Source organism: Methanoregula sp. (assembly GCF_041645475.1).
GTDB lineage: Archaea > Halobacteriota > Methanomicrobia > Methanomicrobiales > Methanospirillaceae > Methanoregula.
Genome location: NZ_JBAZQA010000028.1, coordinates 1 through 19,193, shown reverse-complemented (window position 1 = coordinate 19,193; position 19,193 = coordinate 1). Strand labels below are relative to the sequence as shown.

18 protein-coding genes, 2 tRNA genes and 1 pseudogene are annotated in these 19,193 nt (G+C 55.2%); 9 read left to right on the top strand and 12 right to left on the bottom strand.

The window, feature by feature from the left end; all coding sequences use genetic code 11:
* Positions 1–8: 8 nt before the first annotated feature.
* Positions 9–174, bottom strand: a tRNA-Trp gene (locus WC598_RS15200).
* Between the two features lie 240 nt (positions 175–414).
* On the opposite strand from WC598_RS15200, the gene WC598_RS15195 reads away from it, so the two are divergent.
* Positions 415–2,115 (top strand): AMP-binding protein, encoded by a 1,701-nt coding sequence (locus tag WC598_RS15195; protein ID WP_372962354.1) that lies wholly within the window; start codon positions 415–417, stop codon positions 2,113–2,115.
* A 58-nt stretch (positions 2,116–2,173) separates the two neighbouring features.
* Here the strand turns inward: WC598_RS15195 and WC598_RS15190 are convergent, their stop codons facing one another.
* The 6 genes from WC598_RS15190 to WC598_RS15165 all read right to left on the bottom strand — a co-directional run bounded on the left by WC598_RS15190 (position 2,174) and on the right by WC598_RS15165 (position 6,519).
* The gene (locus tag WC598_RS15190; protein WP_372962353.1) at positions 2,174–2,458 is read right to left on the bottom strand and encodes a hypothetical protein; all 285 of its coding nucleotides are present in this window, start codon (positions 2,456–2,458) and stop codon (positions 2,174–2,176) included.
* A gap of 105 nt (positions 2,459–2,563) precedes the next feature.
* Positions 2,564–2,773, bottom strand: coding sequence for a hypothetical protein (locus WC598_RS15185; protein WP_372962352.1), 210 nt, complete (start codon positions 2,771–2,773; stop codon positions 2,564–2,566).
* Between the two features lie 89 nt (positions 2,774–2,862).
* Positions 2,863–3,078: a DUF3006 domain-containing protein gene (locus tag WC598_RS15180; protein ID WP_372962351.1), complete on the bottom strand. Its 216-nt coding sequence runs from the start codon at positions 3,076–3,078 to the stop codon at positions 2,863–2,865.
* A complete protein-coding gene (locus tag WC598_RS15175; protein ID WP_372962350.1) occupies positions 3,075–4,502 on the bottom strand; it encodes an MBL fold metallo-hydrolase in 1,428 nt (475 codons plus the stop codon). Before WC598_RS15175 ends, WC598_RS15180 begins: the two co-directional genes overlap by 4 nt.
* Before the next feature lie 12 nt (positions 4,503–4,514).
* Positions 4,515–5,825, bottom strand: a complete 1,311-nt coding sequence (locus tag WC598_RS15170; RefSeq protein WP_372962349.1) for an amidohydrolase family protein — start codon at positions 5,823–5,825, stop codon at positions 4,515–4,517.
* A 22-nt stretch (positions 5,826–5,847) separates the two neighbouring features.
* Positions 5,848–6,519 (bottom strand): MTAP family purine nucleoside phosphorylase, encoded by a 672-nt coding sequence (locus WC598_RS15165; protein ID WP_372962348.1) that lies wholly within the window; start codon positions 6,517–6,519, stop codon positions 5,848–5,850.
* Positions 6,520–6,696: 177 nt separating this feature from the next.
* On the opposite strand from WC598_RS15165, the gene WC598_RS15160 reads away from it, so the two are divergent.
* The 8 genes from WC598_RS15160 to WC598_RS15125 all read left to right on the top strand — a co-directional run bounded on the left by WC598_RS15160 (position 6,697) and on the right by WC598_RS15125 (position 14,156).
* Entirely contained in the window at positions 6,697–7,839 is a 1,143-nt protein-coding gene (locus WC598_RS15160) for a nicotinate phosphoribosyltransferase (RefSeq protein WP_372962347.1), read from the top strand.
* A gap of 42 nt (positions 7,840–7,881) precedes the next feature.
* Positions 7,882–7,953 (top strand) — tRNA-Ala (locus WC598_RS15155).
* A 274-nt stretch (positions 7,954–8,227) separates the two neighbouring features.
* Positions 8,228–9,571, top strand: a complete 1,344-nt coding sequence (locus WC598_RS15150; RefSeq protein WP_372962346.1) for a response regulator — start codon at positions 8,228–8,230, stop codon at positions 9,569–9,571.
* A gap of 153 nt (positions 9,572–9,724) precedes the next feature.
* Entirely contained in the window at positions 9,725–10,354 is a 630-nt protein-coding gene (locus tag WC598_RS15145) for a DUF47 domain-containing protein (RefSeq protein ID WP_372962345.1), read from the top strand.
* Positions 10,351–11,541 (top strand): anion permease, encoded by a 1,191-nt coding sequence (locus WC598_RS15140; RefSeq protein WP_372962344.1) that lies wholly within the window; start codon positions 10,351–10,353, stop codon positions 11,539–11,541. Before WC598_RS15145 ends, WC598_RS15140 begins: the two co-directional genes overlap by 4 nt.
* A 58-nt stretch (positions 11,542–11,599) precedes the next feature.
* Positions 11,600–12,229, top strand: coding sequence for a DUF47 domain-containing protein (locus tag WC598_RS15135; RefSeq protein WP_372962343.1), 630 nt, complete (start codon positions 11,600–11,602; stop codon positions 12,227–12,229).
* A gap of 23 nt (positions 12,230–12,252) precedes the next feature.
* Positions 12,253–13,284, top strand: a complete 1,032-nt coding sequence (locus WC598_RS15130; RefSeq protein ID WP_372962342.1) for an anion permease — start codon at positions 12,253–12,255, stop codon at positions 13,282–13,284.
* A gap of 524 nt (positions 13,285–13,808) precedes the next feature.
* Positions 13,809–14,156, top strand: a complete 348-nt coding sequence (locus WC598_RS15125; RefSeq protein ID WP_372962341.1) for a hypothetical protein — start codon at positions 13,809–13,811, stop codon at positions 14,154–14,156.
* Between the two features lie 50 nt (positions 14,157–14,206).
* On the opposite strand, the gene WC598_RS15120 is transcribed toward WC598_RS15125, so the two are convergent.
* The 5 genes and pseudogenes from WC598_RS15120 to WC598_RS15100 form a co-directional block, all read right to left on the bottom strand.
* On the bottom strand, positions 14,207–16,021 hold the full coding sequence (locus WC598_RS15120) for an ATP-binding protein (protein WP_372962340.1): 1,815 nt from the start codon (positions 16,019–16,021) through the stop codon (positions 14,207–14,209).
* A gap of 275 nt (positions 16,022–16,296) precedes the next feature.
* Entirely contained in the window at positions 16,297–16,779 is a 483-nt protein-coding gene (locus WC598_RS15115; protein ID WP_372962339.1) for a flavodoxin family protein, read from the bottom strand.
* Positions 16,780–16,818: 39 nt separating this feature from the next.
* Positions 16,819–17,052, bottom strand: coding sequence for a hypothetical protein (locus WC598_RS15110; protein ID WP_372962338.1), 234 nt, complete (start codon positions 17,050–17,052; stop codon positions 16,819–16,821).
* A 38-nt stretch (positions 17,053–17,090) separates the two neighbouring features.
* Entirely contained in the window at positions 17,091–17,858 is a 768-nt protein-coding gene (locus tag WC598_RS15105) for a zinc ribbon domain-containing protein (protein WP_372962337.1), read from the bottom strand.
* Positions 17,859–18,957: 1,099 nt separating this feature from the next.
* Positions 18,958–19,193: pseudogene (locus tag WC598_RS15100) on the bottom strand (phosphate uptake regulator PhoU); the annotation flags it as partial.

The window sequence follows — 19,193 nt, the reverse complement described above, 5'->3', positions numbered from 1 at the left end:
AGAAAACGTGGGGTTGGTGAGATTTGAACTCACGATCGACGGGTCTCTCCGACATGCATCAGTGCTCCAACGGGTCATCATATTGTATCAGCAGACCCATTGTTCATCATCTGCGAGCACGAGAACGCAAAGACCGCTGGAGCCCGTCGCCATTCCGGGCTAGGCCACAACCCCTTACGTCCAACACCGGGTTTAACCCCGTGCTGACCTAATACAATCACACTGTATAAACTTAAGAGTTTTGTTGCATTCCGGCCCGGGCGGCAGGGCCCGTTGAAGTGGTCCCGCCGGCCCCTGCAGGAATATTCGCAGCACCGCTGCATTTTTTTTGCGTGGTGCAGTCTTTGTCCCGTGGTGCACCAAAGATGCACCAAATCATCATCCATATATTATCCGGTCCCCCAATTCTTACCAATGGTTGAGGGCAGCTATACGTGCGGAACATCAGCAGTGCCCCTGCTGGGCATGACCATCAGCGAGATGGTCGACAGTATCGCAGCAAAATACCCGGACACCGAGGCCATCGTGTCCGTGCACCAGAACCTCCGGTGGACGTACCGGGTGTTCGCCGAGCAGGTAAACCTGGTTGCCCGCGCCCTGATGGGCCTTGGCGTGGACCGGGGCGACCGGGTCGGCATCTGGGCCATGAACCATGCCGAATGGGTGGTAGTCCAGTTCGCGACCTCGAAGATCGGCGCCATCATGGTGAACATCAACCCGGCGTACCGCACCTACGAGCTCGAGTACGTGCTCAAGCAGGCCGAGATCTCGACCCTGATCGTGCAGGGCCGGTTCAAGACTTCGGACTACGTGGGAATGTTCTACGAGGCCTGCCCCGAGGCCTACGAGTGCAAGCCCGGCCGGATCTCCAGCGAGAAGTTCCCGTTCCTCAAGAATGCGGTCTTCATGGGCGACATCCCGTACAACGGCATGTACACGTGGGGGGATTTCCTTGAGAAGGCTGACGCGATCACGATGGACGATATCATCGAGCGGGGTGAAGGGCTCTCGTTCGACGACCCGATCAATATCCAGTACACGAGCGGTACCACCGGGTTCCCGAAAGGGGTAGTCCTCACCCACCATTCCGTCCTCAACAACGGGTACATCATCGGTGAGGGCATGAACTTCACCGAGAAGGACCGGCTCTGCATTCCCGTCCCGTTCTACCACTGCTTCGGCATGGTCTTAAGCAACCTTGCCTGCGTTACCCACGGCACGACCATGGTTCTGCCGGCCCCGACCTTCGATGCCGAAGCGGTCCTGCAGACCATCGAGAAGGAGCGCTGCACTGCCGTGCACGGCGTCCCGACCATGTTCATTGCCGAGCTCACGCACCCGAACTTCTCAAAATACGACCTGCGGACGCTCCGCACCGGCATCATGGCAGGCTCTCCCTGCCCGATTGAGGTGATGAAGCAGGTCAACACGCAGATGCACATGAGCGAGATCGTGATCGTGTACGGCCAGACCGAGACGAGCCCGGGTGTTACGATGACCACGACCAAGGATCCGCTCGAACGCCGGGTCACCACGATCGGGCGTGCATTCCCGCACACAGAGCTCAAGATCATTGATGCCAAGACCGGCAAGATCGTCCCGTTCGGCGAGATTGGCGAGATCTGCGCCCGCGGCTACTGCGTTATGAAATGTTATTACAACAATCCCTCGGCCACCCATGCAACGCTCGACAAGGACCGCTGGAACCACACGGGCGATCTCGGCACCATGGACGAGGAGGGCTACTTCAAGATCGTTGGCCGGCTCAAGGACATGGTGATCCGGGGCGGGGAGAACATCTACCCCCGCGAGATCGAGGAGTTTCTCCACCACCACGAGAAGATCTCGGATGTCTACGTTGTCGGCGTGCCGGACGTGAAATACGGAGAAGAGCTCTGTGCCTGGGTGAAGATGAAACCCGGCCTTTCCATGACCGAGCAGGAAGTAAAAGAGTTCTGCAAGGGAAAGATCGCCCACTACAAGATCCCGCGGTATGTCATGTTCGTCAACGACTTCCCCATCAACATCTCGGGCAAGATCATGAAGTTCAAGATGCGGGAAGAGTCGATCAAGGTGCTCGGGCTCCAGGAAGCCGACAAGATCGAGACCGCGTAATTTCCATCCCTTTTTTTGTATATCTCTCCTGCAGGAGCAGCTGCGTTTTTTTGGATTTTCAGCCCGGCTTTTTGATCACCTCTGCCGGTCGCATCCCGAGGATGAACGCCAGGATGGCTATCAGGATAAACCCGAACTGGGACGCGTTGATCATGGACACGTCAAAGACGGTGATCAGCGAAAGTTCTATGGCGTCGAGTACGGTGTAAAGAAGCAGGAAGAACAGGCCTGCGAAAAACTCAGTCTTTTTCCACTTGATCGCAAGGGCAAGCGCCATACATGCCACGATCACGCTGATATATTCAAAGAGGAGGACAACCAGATCCAGCACAGCCGAAGCCATGACAACTACCTCAGTGGGTAATGCAGTACCGGCACTACTTAATAGTTGGGGAGCTGCTGTGGGGCTCTGTTCTCAATAAAAAAAAGATTTTCCGGGAATTTTTCCTTATATTACGCCAAACCATGCAACGTAGGAGACCGAGATCATCACGATGAGCAGCAGGATGAGGATCTTGTACCCGCAGCTGTGGCAGATGCCGAAATGAGAGGGGTTCTTTTCGTGGGAGTACGCGGATTTGCAGACGCGGCAGGTTTTGGATACACCGGCGGGTTTGGCATGATCGTGGTGCTCGAATGCTTCGTGATGATGCGACATGTCAGGCGTATTGATCGGGAAAATGTAAAATAGTGTCGGATTGCTTCGCGAAGTGAGACTATCCGGGTCGGGTTGTTTCCCTGACTTGTTTATTTCCCGCCGGCCAGCTTTCCGATGAGCCCCGCAACCCGCTCTTTTGCCGCATGGGTTGCTTCCTCGTCGCGCCCGATCGAGAGCGAGACGATATCGCCTTCGCTGGTACCGGGTGGGAGAAGGGAGACCGGCAGGTTCAGCCGGACCGACTCGTCCTCGCAGGAGATGAGAACGGCGATAGTCTCCTCGATCCGGTCGACTGCGGCCTTCATGCCGGACCACTTCCGGATTGCTGGTCGATGATCGTCCCTGCCCCGTCACGGAGGGTAGCCAGGTCGCCGCTGTTGCCCCAGACCGGTTCGGTCCTGCCCATGAAGAGCGCCGTGTCGTTCATCATACCGGTCCCGGAATAGACGGTTACGGTTGAGGCGGGCAGGAGGATAAATGCCGGGAAACGGTAAATGCCAGGGGTTGTCCGGTCGGAGAGTGTCCAGCCCGCAATGAGGACCGGGTCGCGCCCCCGGTTGGTGAGCCGGACCCATTCGCCGTTCAGGTTCTGCCGGTCATCCCCCGGGGCATCGAACTGCGCTGCGCTGATATGTACTGATGAGGCGTTGCCGATCTGGACCGGGGGCAGGGTGAAGGAAGGCACGGGAACCGTGACATTCGAAGGGATAGTGGGAAGGGTCAGGTTGATTTCGGCAGGCAGGGTGGGTACAGTCATGTTCAGAGGGGAGGCCGAAGACGGGGTTGTGCCCGTCAGGTTTTCAGAGGGGATCTTTGTTGTCACTGTGCCCCAGAAGTTTTTTGCTTCTTTTTCAGTTGTCACCGAGTACGAGATCCCGTCCGACCGGACAAGGACCGTCCCGTCGCGATCGGTCCGGTACACGGTTGCACCGGCAAGTTTGAGGTTCCGGAGGGCTTCATCGTGGGGGTGCCCGTACGGGTTGTCTGCCGCAACTGAAATGACGGCGCTCACCGGGTGCACGCGGGAGAGGAAGGCGGAGGACGTCGAGTACCTGCTCCCGTGGTGGCCTACCTTGAGGATCTCGGCGTCAAGCGCATAACCGCTCTTTGTCAGGGCCTCCTCTGCCTCGCCACCCATGTCACCGGTCAGGAGAAGATCGATCGTGCCGTAGGATATGCGGAGCACAACAGAGTTCTTGTTCGGGTCGTTGCCAAAGCGCCGGGCCGGGGGCGAGAGGACGAGGATGCCAAGCGCCGGGTCGATATTGATGGTCTGCCCCTGCACGGCAAGGCTATAGGGAATATGCTTTTCATCGATCGTTTCCAGGAAATGCTCGTACACCGGTGACGGATTTGGCACGCCGGCATCCAGGACCTGCCCGACCGGGAACGCGGCAAGAACCTTCTGCATCCCCCCGATATGGTCGGAGTGGGGGTGGGTTGCAACAAGGAGATCGATCCGGGTAACCCCGAGTTTCCTTAAGTTGGCAACCACTCTGTCGCCCATATCCGTTTCCCCGGCATCGACAAGGATGGTTTTGTTCCCAAAGAGGAGGAGGGTGGAGTCGCCCTGTCCCACGTCAAGGAAATAGACGGACAGTTTCCCGGTATTATTCCCCGGTTGCAGGCTTCCGGGAGTGCCGGTACAACCGGCAATTGCAATGCACAAAAAAAGGAAGACCAGGATGCAGGTTGTTTGTTGTACCGACAGCCGGAATGTCCTGGTCATGGCTCTGCCCCGTTATGCCGACTGCGCACGTTTCACGAGATCCGATGCTGCGGATGCAGCGCCGTCAAGGATTGCCTCCTCTCCGGGGATCTCGCGGTTAAGCATCAGTACCCTGCCCTCGCAGATGGTGGTTTCGACTGCGCCTCCGCTACAGGCATAGATGAGGTTGGAGGTTGCGTTGTGGAGCGGGATGTTGCAGGCTGCCCGGGCAGAGATAAGAATAATGTCTGCAGGTGCGCCGGCGGTGAGCGTTCCGGTCCCAAAGCCCAGTGCCTTTGCCCCGTTTGCGGTTGCCATCTGAAGAGCTTCCGCAGCCGGAAGCACGGTCGGGTTGTTCCAGAAGAACTTCTGGAGGAGAGCGGCAGTCTTGGCCTCCTCGAACATGTCGAGGTTGTTGTTCGAGGCGCAGCCATCCGTGCCAAGGCAGGTGTTGGCCCCGGCAGCGGCGAGGGTGGCGTACGGCATTGCCCGGTTGGTTGCAAGCTTCATGTTGCTTACCGGGTTGTGCGAGACCGAGACCTTGTGCTTTCCCAGAAGAGAACACTCCGCCTCGTCGAGCCAGCAGCAGTGCGCCGCAATGGTGCGGGGGGTGAGGATCCCGCAGTCCTCAAGGTGGGCGGCCGGCCGCTTGCCATGCTGGGCAACGCAGTCGGTCACTTCCTTCTCTGTTTCGGAGAGGTGGATGTGGACCCCGATCTTCTGCTCTTGTGCAAACTCGGCGCACCATTTCAGGCCCTGCGGCGAGACTGTGTAGATGGCGTGGGGGCCGACCGCGGTCTTGATCCGGGGATTGTTCATGGTGCGGACATGGGCTGCAAGCTTCTCGGTGGCTTTGCACTCGTTCTCGCGCTTCTCATCGTTGAACAGGTCAATGAACCCGTACGAGAGCACGGCCCGGATACCGGCTTCATCTGCTGCCCGGGCCGCCTCGTCCATGAAGAAGTACATGTCGTTAAAGGCGGTTGTCCCGCTCCGGATCATCTCGAGGCAGGCAAGTTTCGTTCCCCAGTACACATCCCTGCCGGTCAGGTGGGCTTCGAGCGGCCAGATCTTCTGGGAGAGCCAGTCCTGCAGGATCATGTCGTCCGCATAGCCCCGGAGGAGCGTCATTGCCGCGTGGGTGTGGGTATTGACAAGGCCCGGCAGGGCGATTGCGCCATCGCCGTCGATCATGACATCGGCCTCGCCCTTGTGATCTGCCCGGACGTTCGGGCCAACAGCCCGTATCGTCCCCGTATCGTCAACAAAAATATCGGTCTTCTTTCCCCCGCTTACGACATTCGTGATGAGCAGGGAGCGTTTTTTTGCAAAGATCTCGTCCATGGTATCTTCCCTATCCTGTAACTTAACCCAGGTTTTTGATAATGGTATTCACAATCTCACCGGTCCGCTCCCGGTACTGCCGCGAGATCTCAAGCACCTCGTCCCACGTGAGAGCCTCATCGGTAAGCCCGTTGGCATAGTTGTCCACCGTACAGAGTGCGGCAAACGGAATCCCGAGCTCTTTTGCCAGCGTTGCCTCTGAGGCAATGGTCATTCCCACGAGATCGGCAACCTTCGACAGCGCTGCGATCTCGGCCGGTGTCTCGAACCTTGGCCCCCTGGTCTGGACATACGTGCCTCCCAGGCGGGCTGCGGGAACTGCCCGGTGCAGGGCCTCTGAGAGATCGCGGGACAGTTCCGGCATAACGTGCTCAACCGCGTGGTCATGGATGGAAGGGATGTCGGCCAGGCTGACATAATCCGTTGGAATGACCAGCGATCCCGGGGCGATAGCGGGGTTCATCGACCCCGAAGAGCCGAATGCGACAATTTTGTCAGCACCGGCAATCGCTAGGGCCGCCAGGTTCGCCCGGAAATTGACGCGGTGCGGGGGTCGGTTGTGCTGGTGGCGCATCAGCATCACGATATCGCCTGCGAGAACTTCAGCATTCCCAAACGGTGTATGGACTGTCCGCGTCTCCAGTTCTGGGAGCGTGGAGAAGAGCAGGCTCGTGCCCCCGATGATCCCAAGCATTCAGGCCCGCCTGCTGCACGTTCCTGTGCAGCGTGATTGTGGTTCCGGTATTCTGCCCTGCATAGCTCTCCTTCGCAGGAGAATGGTTGGCGGGATCTGCACTAATATTTAGCGAATGCTTCCGGAGATCCGGTATGAGCACAAACGTATTTGGGAAGGAGTTTCAAGGATCATACTATGGGCACGTTTCTTACCGTGAGCGATGCGGAGATAAAAAACGGGGACTGCACGGATATCTATTTTGTACGTACCGAAGAGACGCTCGCGCAGGATAACCTCAACCCGGATGTTGTTATGGAAGTGACGGCCTCGTCCCTGCCGGATACCTGGGCGGTTTTTTCAGGTCTTTCAGATGTCATCACCCTGCTCGAAGGGCTGCCGGTCACGGTTGACGCCATGCCCGAAGGCACCGTCTTTTACCCAAATGACCCGGTCCTCCGCATCACCGGGAAATACCGGGACTTCTGCCGGTACGAGACTGCCATTCTCGGGTTCCTCTGCCACGCATCCGGCATTGCATCGGCTGCGGCCCACATCAAGATAGCCGCCGGCACAAGACCGGTCTTCTCGTTTGGTTCGCGCCGTCAGCATCCCGCAATTGCTGCCATGATCGAGCGGTCGGCATGGATAGGCGGAGTCGAGGGGGTGTCCAATACCTGTGCCCCGGAAGGAATGCCGGTGGTCGGGACCATGCCCCATGCGTTTGTGATGTGCTACGAGAGACCGGAAGATGCCTGGCGTTCGTTCGACCGGAACGCTCCAGAAGACGTGCCAAGGATCATGCTCTGCGACACGTGGTGCGATGAGAAATCCGAGTCCCTCCGGGCCGCAGAGTGCGGGGCCACAGCAGTCCGGCTCGACACGCCCCGGTCACGGCGGGGCAATATGCGCGCCATCATGGAGGAGGTCCGCTGGGAGCTCAATATGCACGGGCATACGGGCGTGAAGATATTCTTATCCGGAGGCGTGACCCGCGAGGACGTGGTTGCCTACCGGGATCTCGTGGATGCGTTCGGGGTCGGGGGGGCTATTGCCAACGCGCCCGTTATCGATTTCTCCATGGATATCGTCGAGATCGGGGGAAAACCGAAAGCGAAAAGGGGGAAACGGAGCGGGGTCAAACAGGTGTACGACCTGATCTGCGGGGATCGCAGGACGCTGCCGGTGGCCTCGGTTCCGCCAGCGGGAGCAACGCCCATCATCACCCGGTTCGTGGAAAACGGCAGGATCGTAAGCCGGCCCGATATGCAGGAGGCCCGCGGGCGGCTCATAAAAAAACTCGTCTCGTTCATGGAGTCCAAGGCCAAAAAGGAGAAATGACAAACAATTCTTTTAACCTATGACATCCAAGTAGGTAGGAGCGGGCCGGTAGATCAGTGGTAGATCGCTTCCTTGGCATGGAAGAGGCCGCGGGTTCAATTCCCGCCCGGTCCATCCCGTTCTTTTATTTTTCCTGATTGCCGGCAGTGGTTGTCGGGATCTTTCGATACCTGGTCTTTTGTTCCGGATAGCATTCTGCCTGGATCCGGATCAGGAAAAATCCGCGTTCAAAAAAAAGAAAACCGGTTTTTGACCACAGATTGATTGCGGAATGCTTAAGAAACATGGGTAAGATATAGTCGGATGAACGCAGGAGACGCTGACGATAATCAGAACCGCTCCCGCAGAAATGAGACCCTCCGGGCTGCCGCAGACCCCGGGAGACCTGATGAAGACCTGCAACACCCTTTCACCCGATGAGACGACAAACGTGAAACCTCACACGCTCTTCCGGAGGATCCTTGTTGTCGAGGACAGCCGCACCCAGGCAGAGTTCCTCGTTCACCTCCTCAAAGAGAGAGGCTACGACGTGTTGCTGGCCCACCATGGCCGCGAAGCTCTCGAAACGATCCACAGGGAGTGGCCTGCCGTAGTACTGACCGACATCATCATGCCCGAGATGGACGGTTACGATCTCTGCCGGGAGATCAAGGCGGGTACAGACACTGCCGGTATCCAGGTCATCCTCGTGACCCAGCTCTTCGATGCGGAAGATGTTCTTCGGGGACTTGAGGCCGGTGCGGACAATTTCATCATCAAGCCCTATGATCCCGGGCAGGTGTATTCCCATATCGAAGCTGCATTCAGATCTGCCGGCACAAAGGACCCGGAAGGCCCTCAGCCCGGGCTTGCGTATCTCTTCTCCGGCAGGTCCCACCGTATAACCTCGGGGCGGTCCAGGATCCTTGACATCCTGCTCACTACCTACGAATGTGCTGTCAGGAAGAATGCCGAACTCCAGGAAGCGCAGGAAACGCAGAGCGAACTCAACGAGGAACTTACTGCTGCCGTGGACGAACTTCACACGGCAAACAGGAATCTCTCGGATGAAAACACCGAGCGGGCCCGGATGGAGAAGGCGCTCGCAGATGCCAACAGCAAGCTCAACCTCTTAACAAGCATCACCCGGCACGATATCCTCAACCAGCTCACTGCCCTTGGGGCATACCTCTCGCTCGCGGGAGAGCATACGAAAGACCCAATAGTTGCCGGTTACCTCGCCCAATGCGAGAAGATCGCAGGATCGGTCAATGAACATGTCGAATTCATGAAGGACTACCAGGATCTTGGGATTCATGCACCGGTCTGGCAGGACCTCAACGCCATTGTCCGGAAATCAATGGGTACCTGTGCCCGTGGCGGAATAACCGTACATCCCCTGCAGGAGAATGTGGAGATCCTTGCCGACCCGCTCTTTGAGAAAGTGATTCATAACCTGCTGGACAACGCGATCCGGCACGGCGAACGGGTGACCGATATATCGTTCACTGCCAGAAAAACGAGTGCGGGGCTCTGCATAATCTGCAAGGACAACGGGGTCGGGGTTGCCCGGGAGGACAAGGGACACATCTTCAAGAAAGGATTCGGGAAACATACCGGTCTTGGCCTCTTTCTTTCCCGGGAACTCCTCGGGATTACCGAGATCACCATAACCGAAACCGGTATTTACGGCCAGGGTGCCCGGTTCGAGATCCTTGTTCCTGAAGGCGGATACCGGCAGTCCGGCAGATGATGCCGGTACCTTTGAACACATCCGGGCCGGCCCGGTTACAAGGGACCCGGGCCGTCACGTTCCTTCGAAAATCCGGTTTTTTACCCGTTACCGGGCGGTTTTTGTCGGGACGTACTTTTTTATAGTTATGGAATAAGGGTAAGTCTGAAGAATATGCGTATCCGTGACCTTATCCTGCCCGAAGACAAGGTCTTTTTTGTGCTGTTTCATGAAATGGCTGAGAAGATCACCGAGGCTTCGACCACCTTAAACGAGATCACCCACGAGCTCCCGGACGGGACAGAGAAAGCCCACAAGGTACGCCAGATCGAACACCGGGGTGACGAGATCACCAAGAAGATCTACGAGCAACTCAACGAATCCCTGATAACCCCGCTCGAACCCGATGAGATCGCACGGCTGGCACCGGCTCTCGATGATGTGCTCGACAAGATCGACTGGGTGACCCACCAGCTCTGCAATTACGGGATTCCCGAGACAAACGATGTGCTCAAGGAATACTCTTACTTAATCCAGCTCGCGGCAACCGAGATCACCCATGCGTTTGACACCCTTGCAACGCTCAGGGATCCCGACGGGGTCAAAGGCCATACCCTGGAGATCAGCCGGCTCTACAACCTCTCCACCGAACTCCTCTCCCGCGCCATCCTCGAGCTCTTCAAAACCAAGGATCTCCTCATGATCATCAAGCTCAAGGATATTTACGAGAGCATGGCAAAAGTGATGGAAAAATGCAATGATGTCGGGCATGCCCTGAACGACATCGCAATGAGCCATTCATGACAGGCATGGACCCGCTCATTCTCTTTGGCATCCTCCTTGCGCTCGCCCTCAACTTCGTCAACGGTCTCAACGATGCCTCGCACTCGATTGCAACCGTTGTTGCCACAAAGGCCCTCTCGCCCATAAAAGCCGTCCTCTACACGGCGGTCTGTAACCTTGTCGGCCCGTTTTTGTTTACAACGGCCGTTGCCGCCACCATCGGTACCGCGATCGTTGGCCAGAGCGGCCTCACCCCGCTCTCGATTGTCGTTGCCATGGGTGCGGCCATCATCCTCGTCTTTGTTGCAACCCGGGCCGGTGTCCCGCTCTCGAGCAGCCATGCCATGGTCGGGGGGCTTCTCGGGGCAGGTATCGCGGTCGGGGGACTTGCGGTGGTTATCCTGCCGGGGTGGGATGCGTGCGTCCAGGTCATCGTGTACGGCCTCATCGGGGCAGTGGTTGGATCGATCCTTCTCGGCCTGTTCACGGCCTCGTTCCGGGACGATGTCCGGCTCGGCATGATACTCGGCGCCGTCTGCGGAGCGGCCCTCATCATCCCGGCCCTCATGCTGCTTGGGGTAATCCACCTCTCCGGCCTGTTTGCCATCGTTCTCTTCATCTTCATCTCGCCCATCCTTGGCATTGTCGGGGCGTTTGTCTTCGATATCCTCATCTCCCATGCGTTCCGGCACTCCCGCCAGAATCACATGAAGCGGATCTTCCAGCCGCTCCACGTACTTGCAAGCCTTGTCCAGGCAACCGCCCACGGGGCGAATGACGGGCAGCACGCGGTGGGTGTCATCACGGCGCTCCTTGTCTCCTCCGGGCTCCTCCTCACGTTTGCGGTCCCGACCTGGGTTCTCCTCACGTCTGCGATCGCAATCGGTCTTGGCACCTGTTTTGGCGGGTGGCAGGTGGTTGACAAGATGGCAAAGGACATCACCAGGATCCGTCCCTACCAGGGATTCTGCGCTGCCACGGTCAGCAGCGCCATCCTTGTCACGGTCACCGAGCGGGGGATTCCGGTCTCCTCCACCCACGCGATCAACGGAGCTATCATCGGTGTCGGCGCAACGAGGGGAAAGAATGCCGTGCAGTGGCGGGTTGTCCGGGAGATGATGGAGGCGTGGGTCATCACGATTCCGCTTGCCATGGTCGTTTCCTTTGCCGGGTATTTCGTCGTGGCGTTTGTCGCGAGCCTGCTATAGGGCCCACACTGATTCGCTATATTTTTATTATCTACTGACGATTACCACTGGGTTTGTTATGGGTTTACGGGAGTTGCTGATACCTCAGGATAAGGCCTTCTTTGATTTATTCGAGAAGCAGGCCGCAATTAATAAAGAAGCCGCGTGGCAGCTCGTTGCGCTGACCGAGGACTTCACCAATGTCAAGGAGAAACGCCACCAGATCGAGCTGCTTGAACAGAAGGGTGACCTGATCACCCACGATATCTATACCCAGCTGAACAGTACGTTCATCACGCCCCTGGACCCGGAAGAGATCTCACGACTTGCCTCGGCACTGGACGATGTCCTGGACTATATCGATGGTGCAACCGAGAAGATGTACTATTACGGGATTGAATCAACTGACATCCACATGATCGAGCTTGCAAAACTGATCCATATGTCCACGGCTGAGCTCGAGAGTGCAGTCAAAGGTATCCGCTCGATCAAGGATCCCCGTTACATTGATGAGCGCTGCATCGAGGTCAACCGGCTCGAAAACCTCGCAGACGACGTGCTTGCCCACGCGGTTATGGATCTCTTCAAGACGAACGATGCGATTGCGATCATCAAGTTCAAGGATATTTACGAACATCTTGAGATGGCAACGGACTATTGTGAGGACGTAGCCAACGTGCTCTCCGACATCGCAATCCGGCACTCATGACCGGGCACCAGTGAGGGGAAAGTATGTTCGAAGCTACGTGGGAACTCGTTGTCATCATCATCGGCATTGCGCTGGTCTTTGATTTCACCAACGGGTTCCATGATTCGGCAAATTCCATATCAACGGTGGTTTCCACAAAGGTCCTGTCCCCGCGGAAAGCCGTAGTCTTTGCCGCATTTTTCAATTTTGTTGCCGCATTCGGTTTCGGCGTTGCGGTGGCAAGCACGGTCTCCAAGATCATCCACCTCGAAATCGTTCCTGCAAACATCATTCCCTATATCATTCTGGGGGCCCTGTCCGGTGCAATTACCTGGAACATCATCACCTGGTTCTTCGGGCTTCCGACCTCCTCATCCCATGCCCTTATCGGGGGACTTGCCGGGGCAGGGATCGCCGCTGCCGGGCTTACGGCCATCAAGTGGTCAACGATCGAGCTCGTTGTCACGTTTATGATCCTCTCGCCCCTGATTGGACTTACCTGCGGGTTTTTATTTATGGCAGCAGTGCTCTGGGCAACGAGGAAAGCAAACAAACAGTCAGCAGAAGTCCATTTCAAACGCCTGCAGCTCTGTTCTGCGGCTGCGTACAGTTTCAGCCACGGCACGAACGATGCCCAGAAGACCATGGGGATTATCCTGCCGCTCCTCTTCTCGATAGGATATTTCGGGGCAAGCGTGGATCCGAACAACCTGCCCATGCCCCTGTGGGTGATCCTCGTTTCCTATGCCGCCATTGCACTCGGTACCCTGTCAGGGGGATGGCGCATCGTCAAGACCATGGGATACAAGATCACCAAGCTCCGGCCGGTTCACGGGTTTGCTGCTGAGACTGCCGGTGCCGCGACTATCCTCGGGGCCTCGGTTGCCGGGATTCCGGTCAGCACCACGCATGTGATCTGCTCATCGATCATGGGTGTCGGGACCACCATGGGATCCAGCACGGTGAAGTGGGGCGTTGCCCGGAGTATCATGTTTGCCTGGATCCTCACGATCCCGATCAGTGCCGCCATCGGGTTTGTGGCCTTTGCCGTGATCCGGGTGTTTGTCGGGTACTGATCTTCCCGGGAATAATCCTTTTTTGGAGGGGCAGGGATGGTGAGGAAATACGCCCGATACGAGCTCCGTTTCCCTGTTTCATACTCCGACCCCCAACGGAAAACCGCGTAAAACGCCCGGTTTCGGTTCGCGTGGAAAAGAGGCTCAAATATCGCATGGATTGCCAAAATGCGGCTGGAATGCACCTCATAGAATGACCCTTAATGGTGTTCCGTTCGGCCCTGTTTTCGCCGCGTAATTTCCCCCATCCGGCACCCGGAACTGCCAACAGAACGGGGATATGGGGGTCATATTTCCGGAGAATTATTTTAATAATTGAGGATACGGGTAAAATGAATGAAAAAAGGGGATTTTTCCAGGATCCTCTAAAAGGTACTCACGTATTCTTCCGGGAAGGACGTTTCCGCTTCGGATGTATTGCCTTTCTCCAATGGGATAAGGAGATTATTGAGCCCTATTGGGAGATATGTCGAATAACCTGAAGTACCCGCGAGGGAATTATTTGTTGAGATGGGGTGATGATCATGAAGACGCGATATGGCTGGGTGGAGATTGATGAAAGCCGGTACGACCACGATGTCGTTATCCATCGCAACCGGAGCGTGACGAAGCGCTCCAAGAAAAAATCAAAACAATTCAGAAAAGATTACGGCCATACGCCATTAACGGGCCACGATCTCAAATTTCTTAAGGCAGAAAAGCCCGTGGTGGTCTTTATCGGGACCGGCCAGTATGGCGATCTCCCTATTGCGATGGACGCCCACCGGATTCTCCTGCACTATGAATCGATCATCCGTCCGACACCGGAGGTTCTGGATCTGCTGGCGCTTGAGTCCCGACCCTCAGTTGCCATTCTTCATGTGACCTGCTGATATTCCGCAATAGCGGAGCCGGACAAAAAAAGGCAGGTCTTCCTGCCGGTTCAGGCAATCCGCAAGGTAAACCGGATTGTTGTACCTGAATGCTGGTCACCGGCGATACGGTTCTCTGCCCAGACCGTTCCCCCGTAACTTTCCACGAGCATCTTGACGATATGGAGCCCGAGCCCGTAACTGCTCCGCTGGCGGGTGTCCTGCATAAACCGGTCGAACACCAGTGGTTTCATTGCATCGGGAATACCCGGCCCCGTGTCGCTGACCGAGATCTCAAGTAATCCCTCGGGAGTATCCCTGGCAGTGACGGTAATCCGGGTATCCCGTCCCCCGAACTTGAGGCTGTTGGAGAAGAGATTGTCAAAGATAACGCCCAGCATGTCGTTTGCAAACACCGCACGGTTGCAGTGCTCCACAAGAATGGATGCACCCGTGCGGGATTCCGCCTCTTTTTTGATGATCGATGAAAGGTCCACCGCTTTTATCTCAGGCGGGTTCTTGTATATGCGGCTGATGGTCTCGATATTCCGAATTACCTCATCACTTTTCTTGGCAAGTGCGATGATCTTGTCCGCAAATTTCTTTTCGGATGCCTCTGCGGTCTGCTGGAACATTTCCGCATACCCGCGAAGACCCATGATCGCATTCAGAATCTCGTAGGTGATCGCATCCAGGTAAATATCAAGGTAGAGGTTTGCCTTCCGGTTCAGTTCTTCCAGATCCCGGTTCCGTTCCGCAAGGGACTGCCGTGCATCCTTAAGATCGTCCCGCTGCTGTTCTATTTCTTCAAGAAGATTGTGCAGCTCATCCCGCTGCTGCTGGACCTGGTCGAGCATCTGGTTTAAGGAGCGGGTAAGCGAGACCACCTCCTCGTCACCGCGTTCCACCATTCGCAGTGAGATATCCCCGGATCCCCCAATGGACTTCATACCATTATCCAGGTCACTCAGCGGGGCAAGGATGAATTTCTGGAAGAGAAGCTGGACTGCCAGAAGGAAAATAACACTGAGAATGACGATGGCAACTGCAACGATCAGGATGGAGGTTTTAACCTGCTGGTAGACCGGGCGGGTTGTCGTAATTTTCATGAGGAGGAATGAGGGCTTGTTCTCGATCCCGGTGATAATAGCTAATCCGTCCAGATCGTTTTCACTTGCAGCCCTGACTATTATCGCACCGTCTTTTGCCTTCTTTTGTTCACCCTCGGATAATTCCCCATTTGCAGTTTTTGGGTTATATGGGCTGAGTGTGCCATCCAGCTGGAGCATCTGATCGATGTCGCCGATCCTTCCGGAATCAAGGAGGCGGACCATGACAAGTGTCCCCCCCGTGGATTGAGACTGGTTGGCATACAGGATTGGATAGCCGGCAAGGATCACGGGAACGTTGTCGATGGAGGAGATCCCCCTCCGTCCGGAGATGCCCCCGGGTATTCCGACCGGGATTATGCTGTCGCGGACAATCGTGTCAATTCCGAGGGGAGCGTCCCGGACCGCATTTCCTTCCTTGGAAATGGTTTCTGATAAGATCCGCTGCCCGCTGGCATCATAGATGACGATATAATCGATGCCGAGGTTCTTCATTGAGACCGGCTGGAAGATCCGCGAGGGATCCTGTTCCCCGGATGGATTGGTAAAAATCGCTGAGGTTTCCTCACGGTTTGCCCAGTCGCGGCAGGTAGCTGCAACGTCTTCTATTTCATTATTGATCTGGGAGAGAAAGCGCTGGACATGGGATGTGGTCTCCTGCTCTTCAATGACCTCAAATGACTGGAGGATAACGGATTGGGTGATGAAACTCAGGACAACGAGAAACGTCAGCAGTGTGGCAACAAGAATAAGTCGGGTGCGTGTCCGTATTTTCATGGGTAGAACTCTGGATAGTATTTCTCTGAAACTGCATATCATATCTTTCGCCATAAAATCAATAGGGATATTGTGATCCCAGACATCTACGATGGGAACTGGACCTGAAAACACCAAAAAAATACTCCCGTGGGGGTCCGGGTTTTGTAAAGAACATGGTGTCCGGGATCACGAAGATGGGAAGTAACCCGGAATCTGCCGGGTGTGTTGAATCTGCCAAAAAAAATCTGTAAAAATTCCGGCCCCCTGCCGGACAACGGGAATCGCGGCAGATGTTACGCTTTTCCACGAATTCCGGCTGCGAACTTTTCCAATACTGAAGAGCAGGCTATGTTCTCTATCGCACGCTCGGTAATGGCTGTGGATGAGATATACTTCATTCCTTTCTTTTCCAGGCAGGCCCTCACCGCTGCAACCGCACCTTCCGCCCCCCGGTTCCGCATACACGTGGCAACATGGAATGGTTTTCCCGCGCATCCATATACGGATAAGAGATACGTATTGACATACGGGGGTACCTTGCCGGACCAGACGGGAGTCGCGATGACCAGGACATCGATTTCGGAACAATCGGCCGGACAGAATTTTATCTGGGAGGTCTGCGAGAAGAATGCTTTTATTCCCTCAATGACTGCTCCCGGCCCGGGTTCCGTTTCCGGTTCTATCCTGAAAATCTCGGCATTTGTGTGTGCAGCCAGCACGGCGGCAATCTTCATGGTATGTCCGTTCTGGGAAAAATAAACAATGCGGGTTTTCATGATTCTTCTCCGTGTTTGAACCCGGAAGAAATGAGGATCTCACGGATCCTTTCTCTCCCCCGGGGTCTGGACCCGCTCAACCGGGCTCGTCATCTGTACGATGATGCTTATCCGGTGATCGCAGTTCGGGCAGGTTGCCATAACACAATCATCCGAATAGTTGTTCTCAAAACCGGTTTCTTCCGGTATGGCACATCCGGGTAAATACTGTTCTGCATACGGGGTACTGCACTTCGGGCACGTGACCCGGACGGTTGCTATCGATGTTTTCATACGTCACCTCTGGTTTCTGGTAGTGTTCACGCGTTTCATTATCCAACCTCTCCCCGTAATGCCGGAGGATCGTTCCATACGGACAGCATTTCCCGATGGGAGGGGATGTCCGGAACCGGGGGATTTTTACACTCAGCAGGGATCTTCCCGGCCCGGGCCAGCTTCCGGAGCATTTTCCGGGAAGTGCGTTGCCATGAAAGATCGATCTTTTCTGATGGGGCGGGAGTAGCAGCAATATTCAACGCGGCATTCACGTCTGCATGGACCACTCTGCCGCACTGGGGGCACTCGAACCGCTTGCGTACCCGTCTCCCGAATGCGCCACACCGGCTGCACCTCTTTGAAGTGTTTAACGGGTTGACGTACTGAACCGGTATGCCCCGGTTGAGTGCTCGTTTTTCCACAAGGTTCAGAAGAAGGACAAACGATCCATTTTCAAACGAGAATTCGTGCGAATTTTCAGTTTCACGATGACAGAGATACCGGTCGGAGAATAGTTTTTCAAATTTTATCCCGGCACACAGGGATTCAGCAAAACCAACAATCTGGCGGGCGATCTTGTGGAGGGCAGCCCGGAATTCCTTCTTCTCGCGGATCTTGATCTTTTTGAGTTTCCAGAGATTTCCTTCCTGGTAAAATTTTGTGCAGTTCCTGGTTGAAGATGTCCTTGTATACTGCAGTTTTTTTCCCAGTTTCATGACTTTTCCGCCAACAGGATCTGCAACGACAACAGCGTGGCCGGTCGTATTCAGATCAACACCAATCCAGCGGGGCTGGGGGAGTGCATTTTTATGAAATCTGATCACCTCGGTTCCGGATTTTTGCTCAACAGTACATGCCGGGGTATTCATAATGCCGGAATCTTGCTGCTGTTTCGGATTACCTGACGGGCCGTTGCAGGGGCGGGAGACTGCTGTCTGAAAATCCGGTGACGGAAAAACGGGAAGTCCAACCGGTGAGTGGGTAGCAAGGGAATTGTGCATCCGGTCAGAATTGCGGTACGGGCAGGTCTGTTTCCTGCACTGCCCCATCGGGGTTTTTTCCAGAGCGGTTCCAAATGCGACACAATAGAGTCTGGCAATTTAATATATATATATTTTGAATTCTCTTGTTCTCAGAAAGAATTTGCCGGATTTTCGGGATAATTATGCGGAAATATCGTTTGTCTGCCAGTTATTGGTTTTTCCCAGTCCATCTCGCAGGATCTCTAAACCCCGGATATTCCCGGGAAAATTACGGCGGCAATCGAGAGAATCAAAGGAGTTTTTCCCATCCATTTACCCATCTCATTTGAAGAGCGGATAGTGAAAAATAACAATATTAATTTATTAAATATAGATAATTTCGACATACATATATAGTTTTGAAAAGGACACTAGGGATGCACAGCATTACCCGGCTGGCCGCCATCAGGGAGTGTGACTCATGCTCAAATCCGTTAAGATAAACAATAACCCGGTTGTACGGGTTTCAAAAACAATGCAGGAATGTAACGATACACAACCCGGAACAAACCCCTTCGGTGTGGAGGAGATCCGGACCGGAACCGGTTCCCGCCAGGTGTTACAGATGACTCATGATGCGTATGCGATTCCGGAATCCCATGAGTTTTCCATCCCGGCGGTCCGGTGTTTCCGGTGCGGAGATATGTTTCCGGTAACGGACTTCCTCTCCACGAAAAAAAGTGGTTTGTGTATCTCCTGCTGGGAAACAAAGATTTCCCAATACTAAAAACCGGGCCACGATGATTTCACCCGTTTTTTTTGAGAAAAATTTCCGGTACAGCTCGTGAATCACTCACGCCCCGCGTCAGCCATCTCCTTTTTCACACCATGATGGCAGGTTCCTGCATTACTGATACGTAATGTAAAAATGTGGTTTTGGGAAGATGGATGAATAGAGACATTATTTACCGGGTTTTACCTTGTGAAGACCCGGCTCTTCTCCAACCAGGAGATTGATAACCGTCTCGGAAATATCCGCGGCGTACTCCCCGGACCTTCGGATGCTCTCTGCAACGTAACCTACGTGGATGGCAACAAGGGTCTCCTGCTTTAAGACCATATTGTTGATATCCCCGCAGATATTTTCAAGGGCTGCTATCGATTCGATATTCCGGTGGGCTTCCTTCATATCCGTGT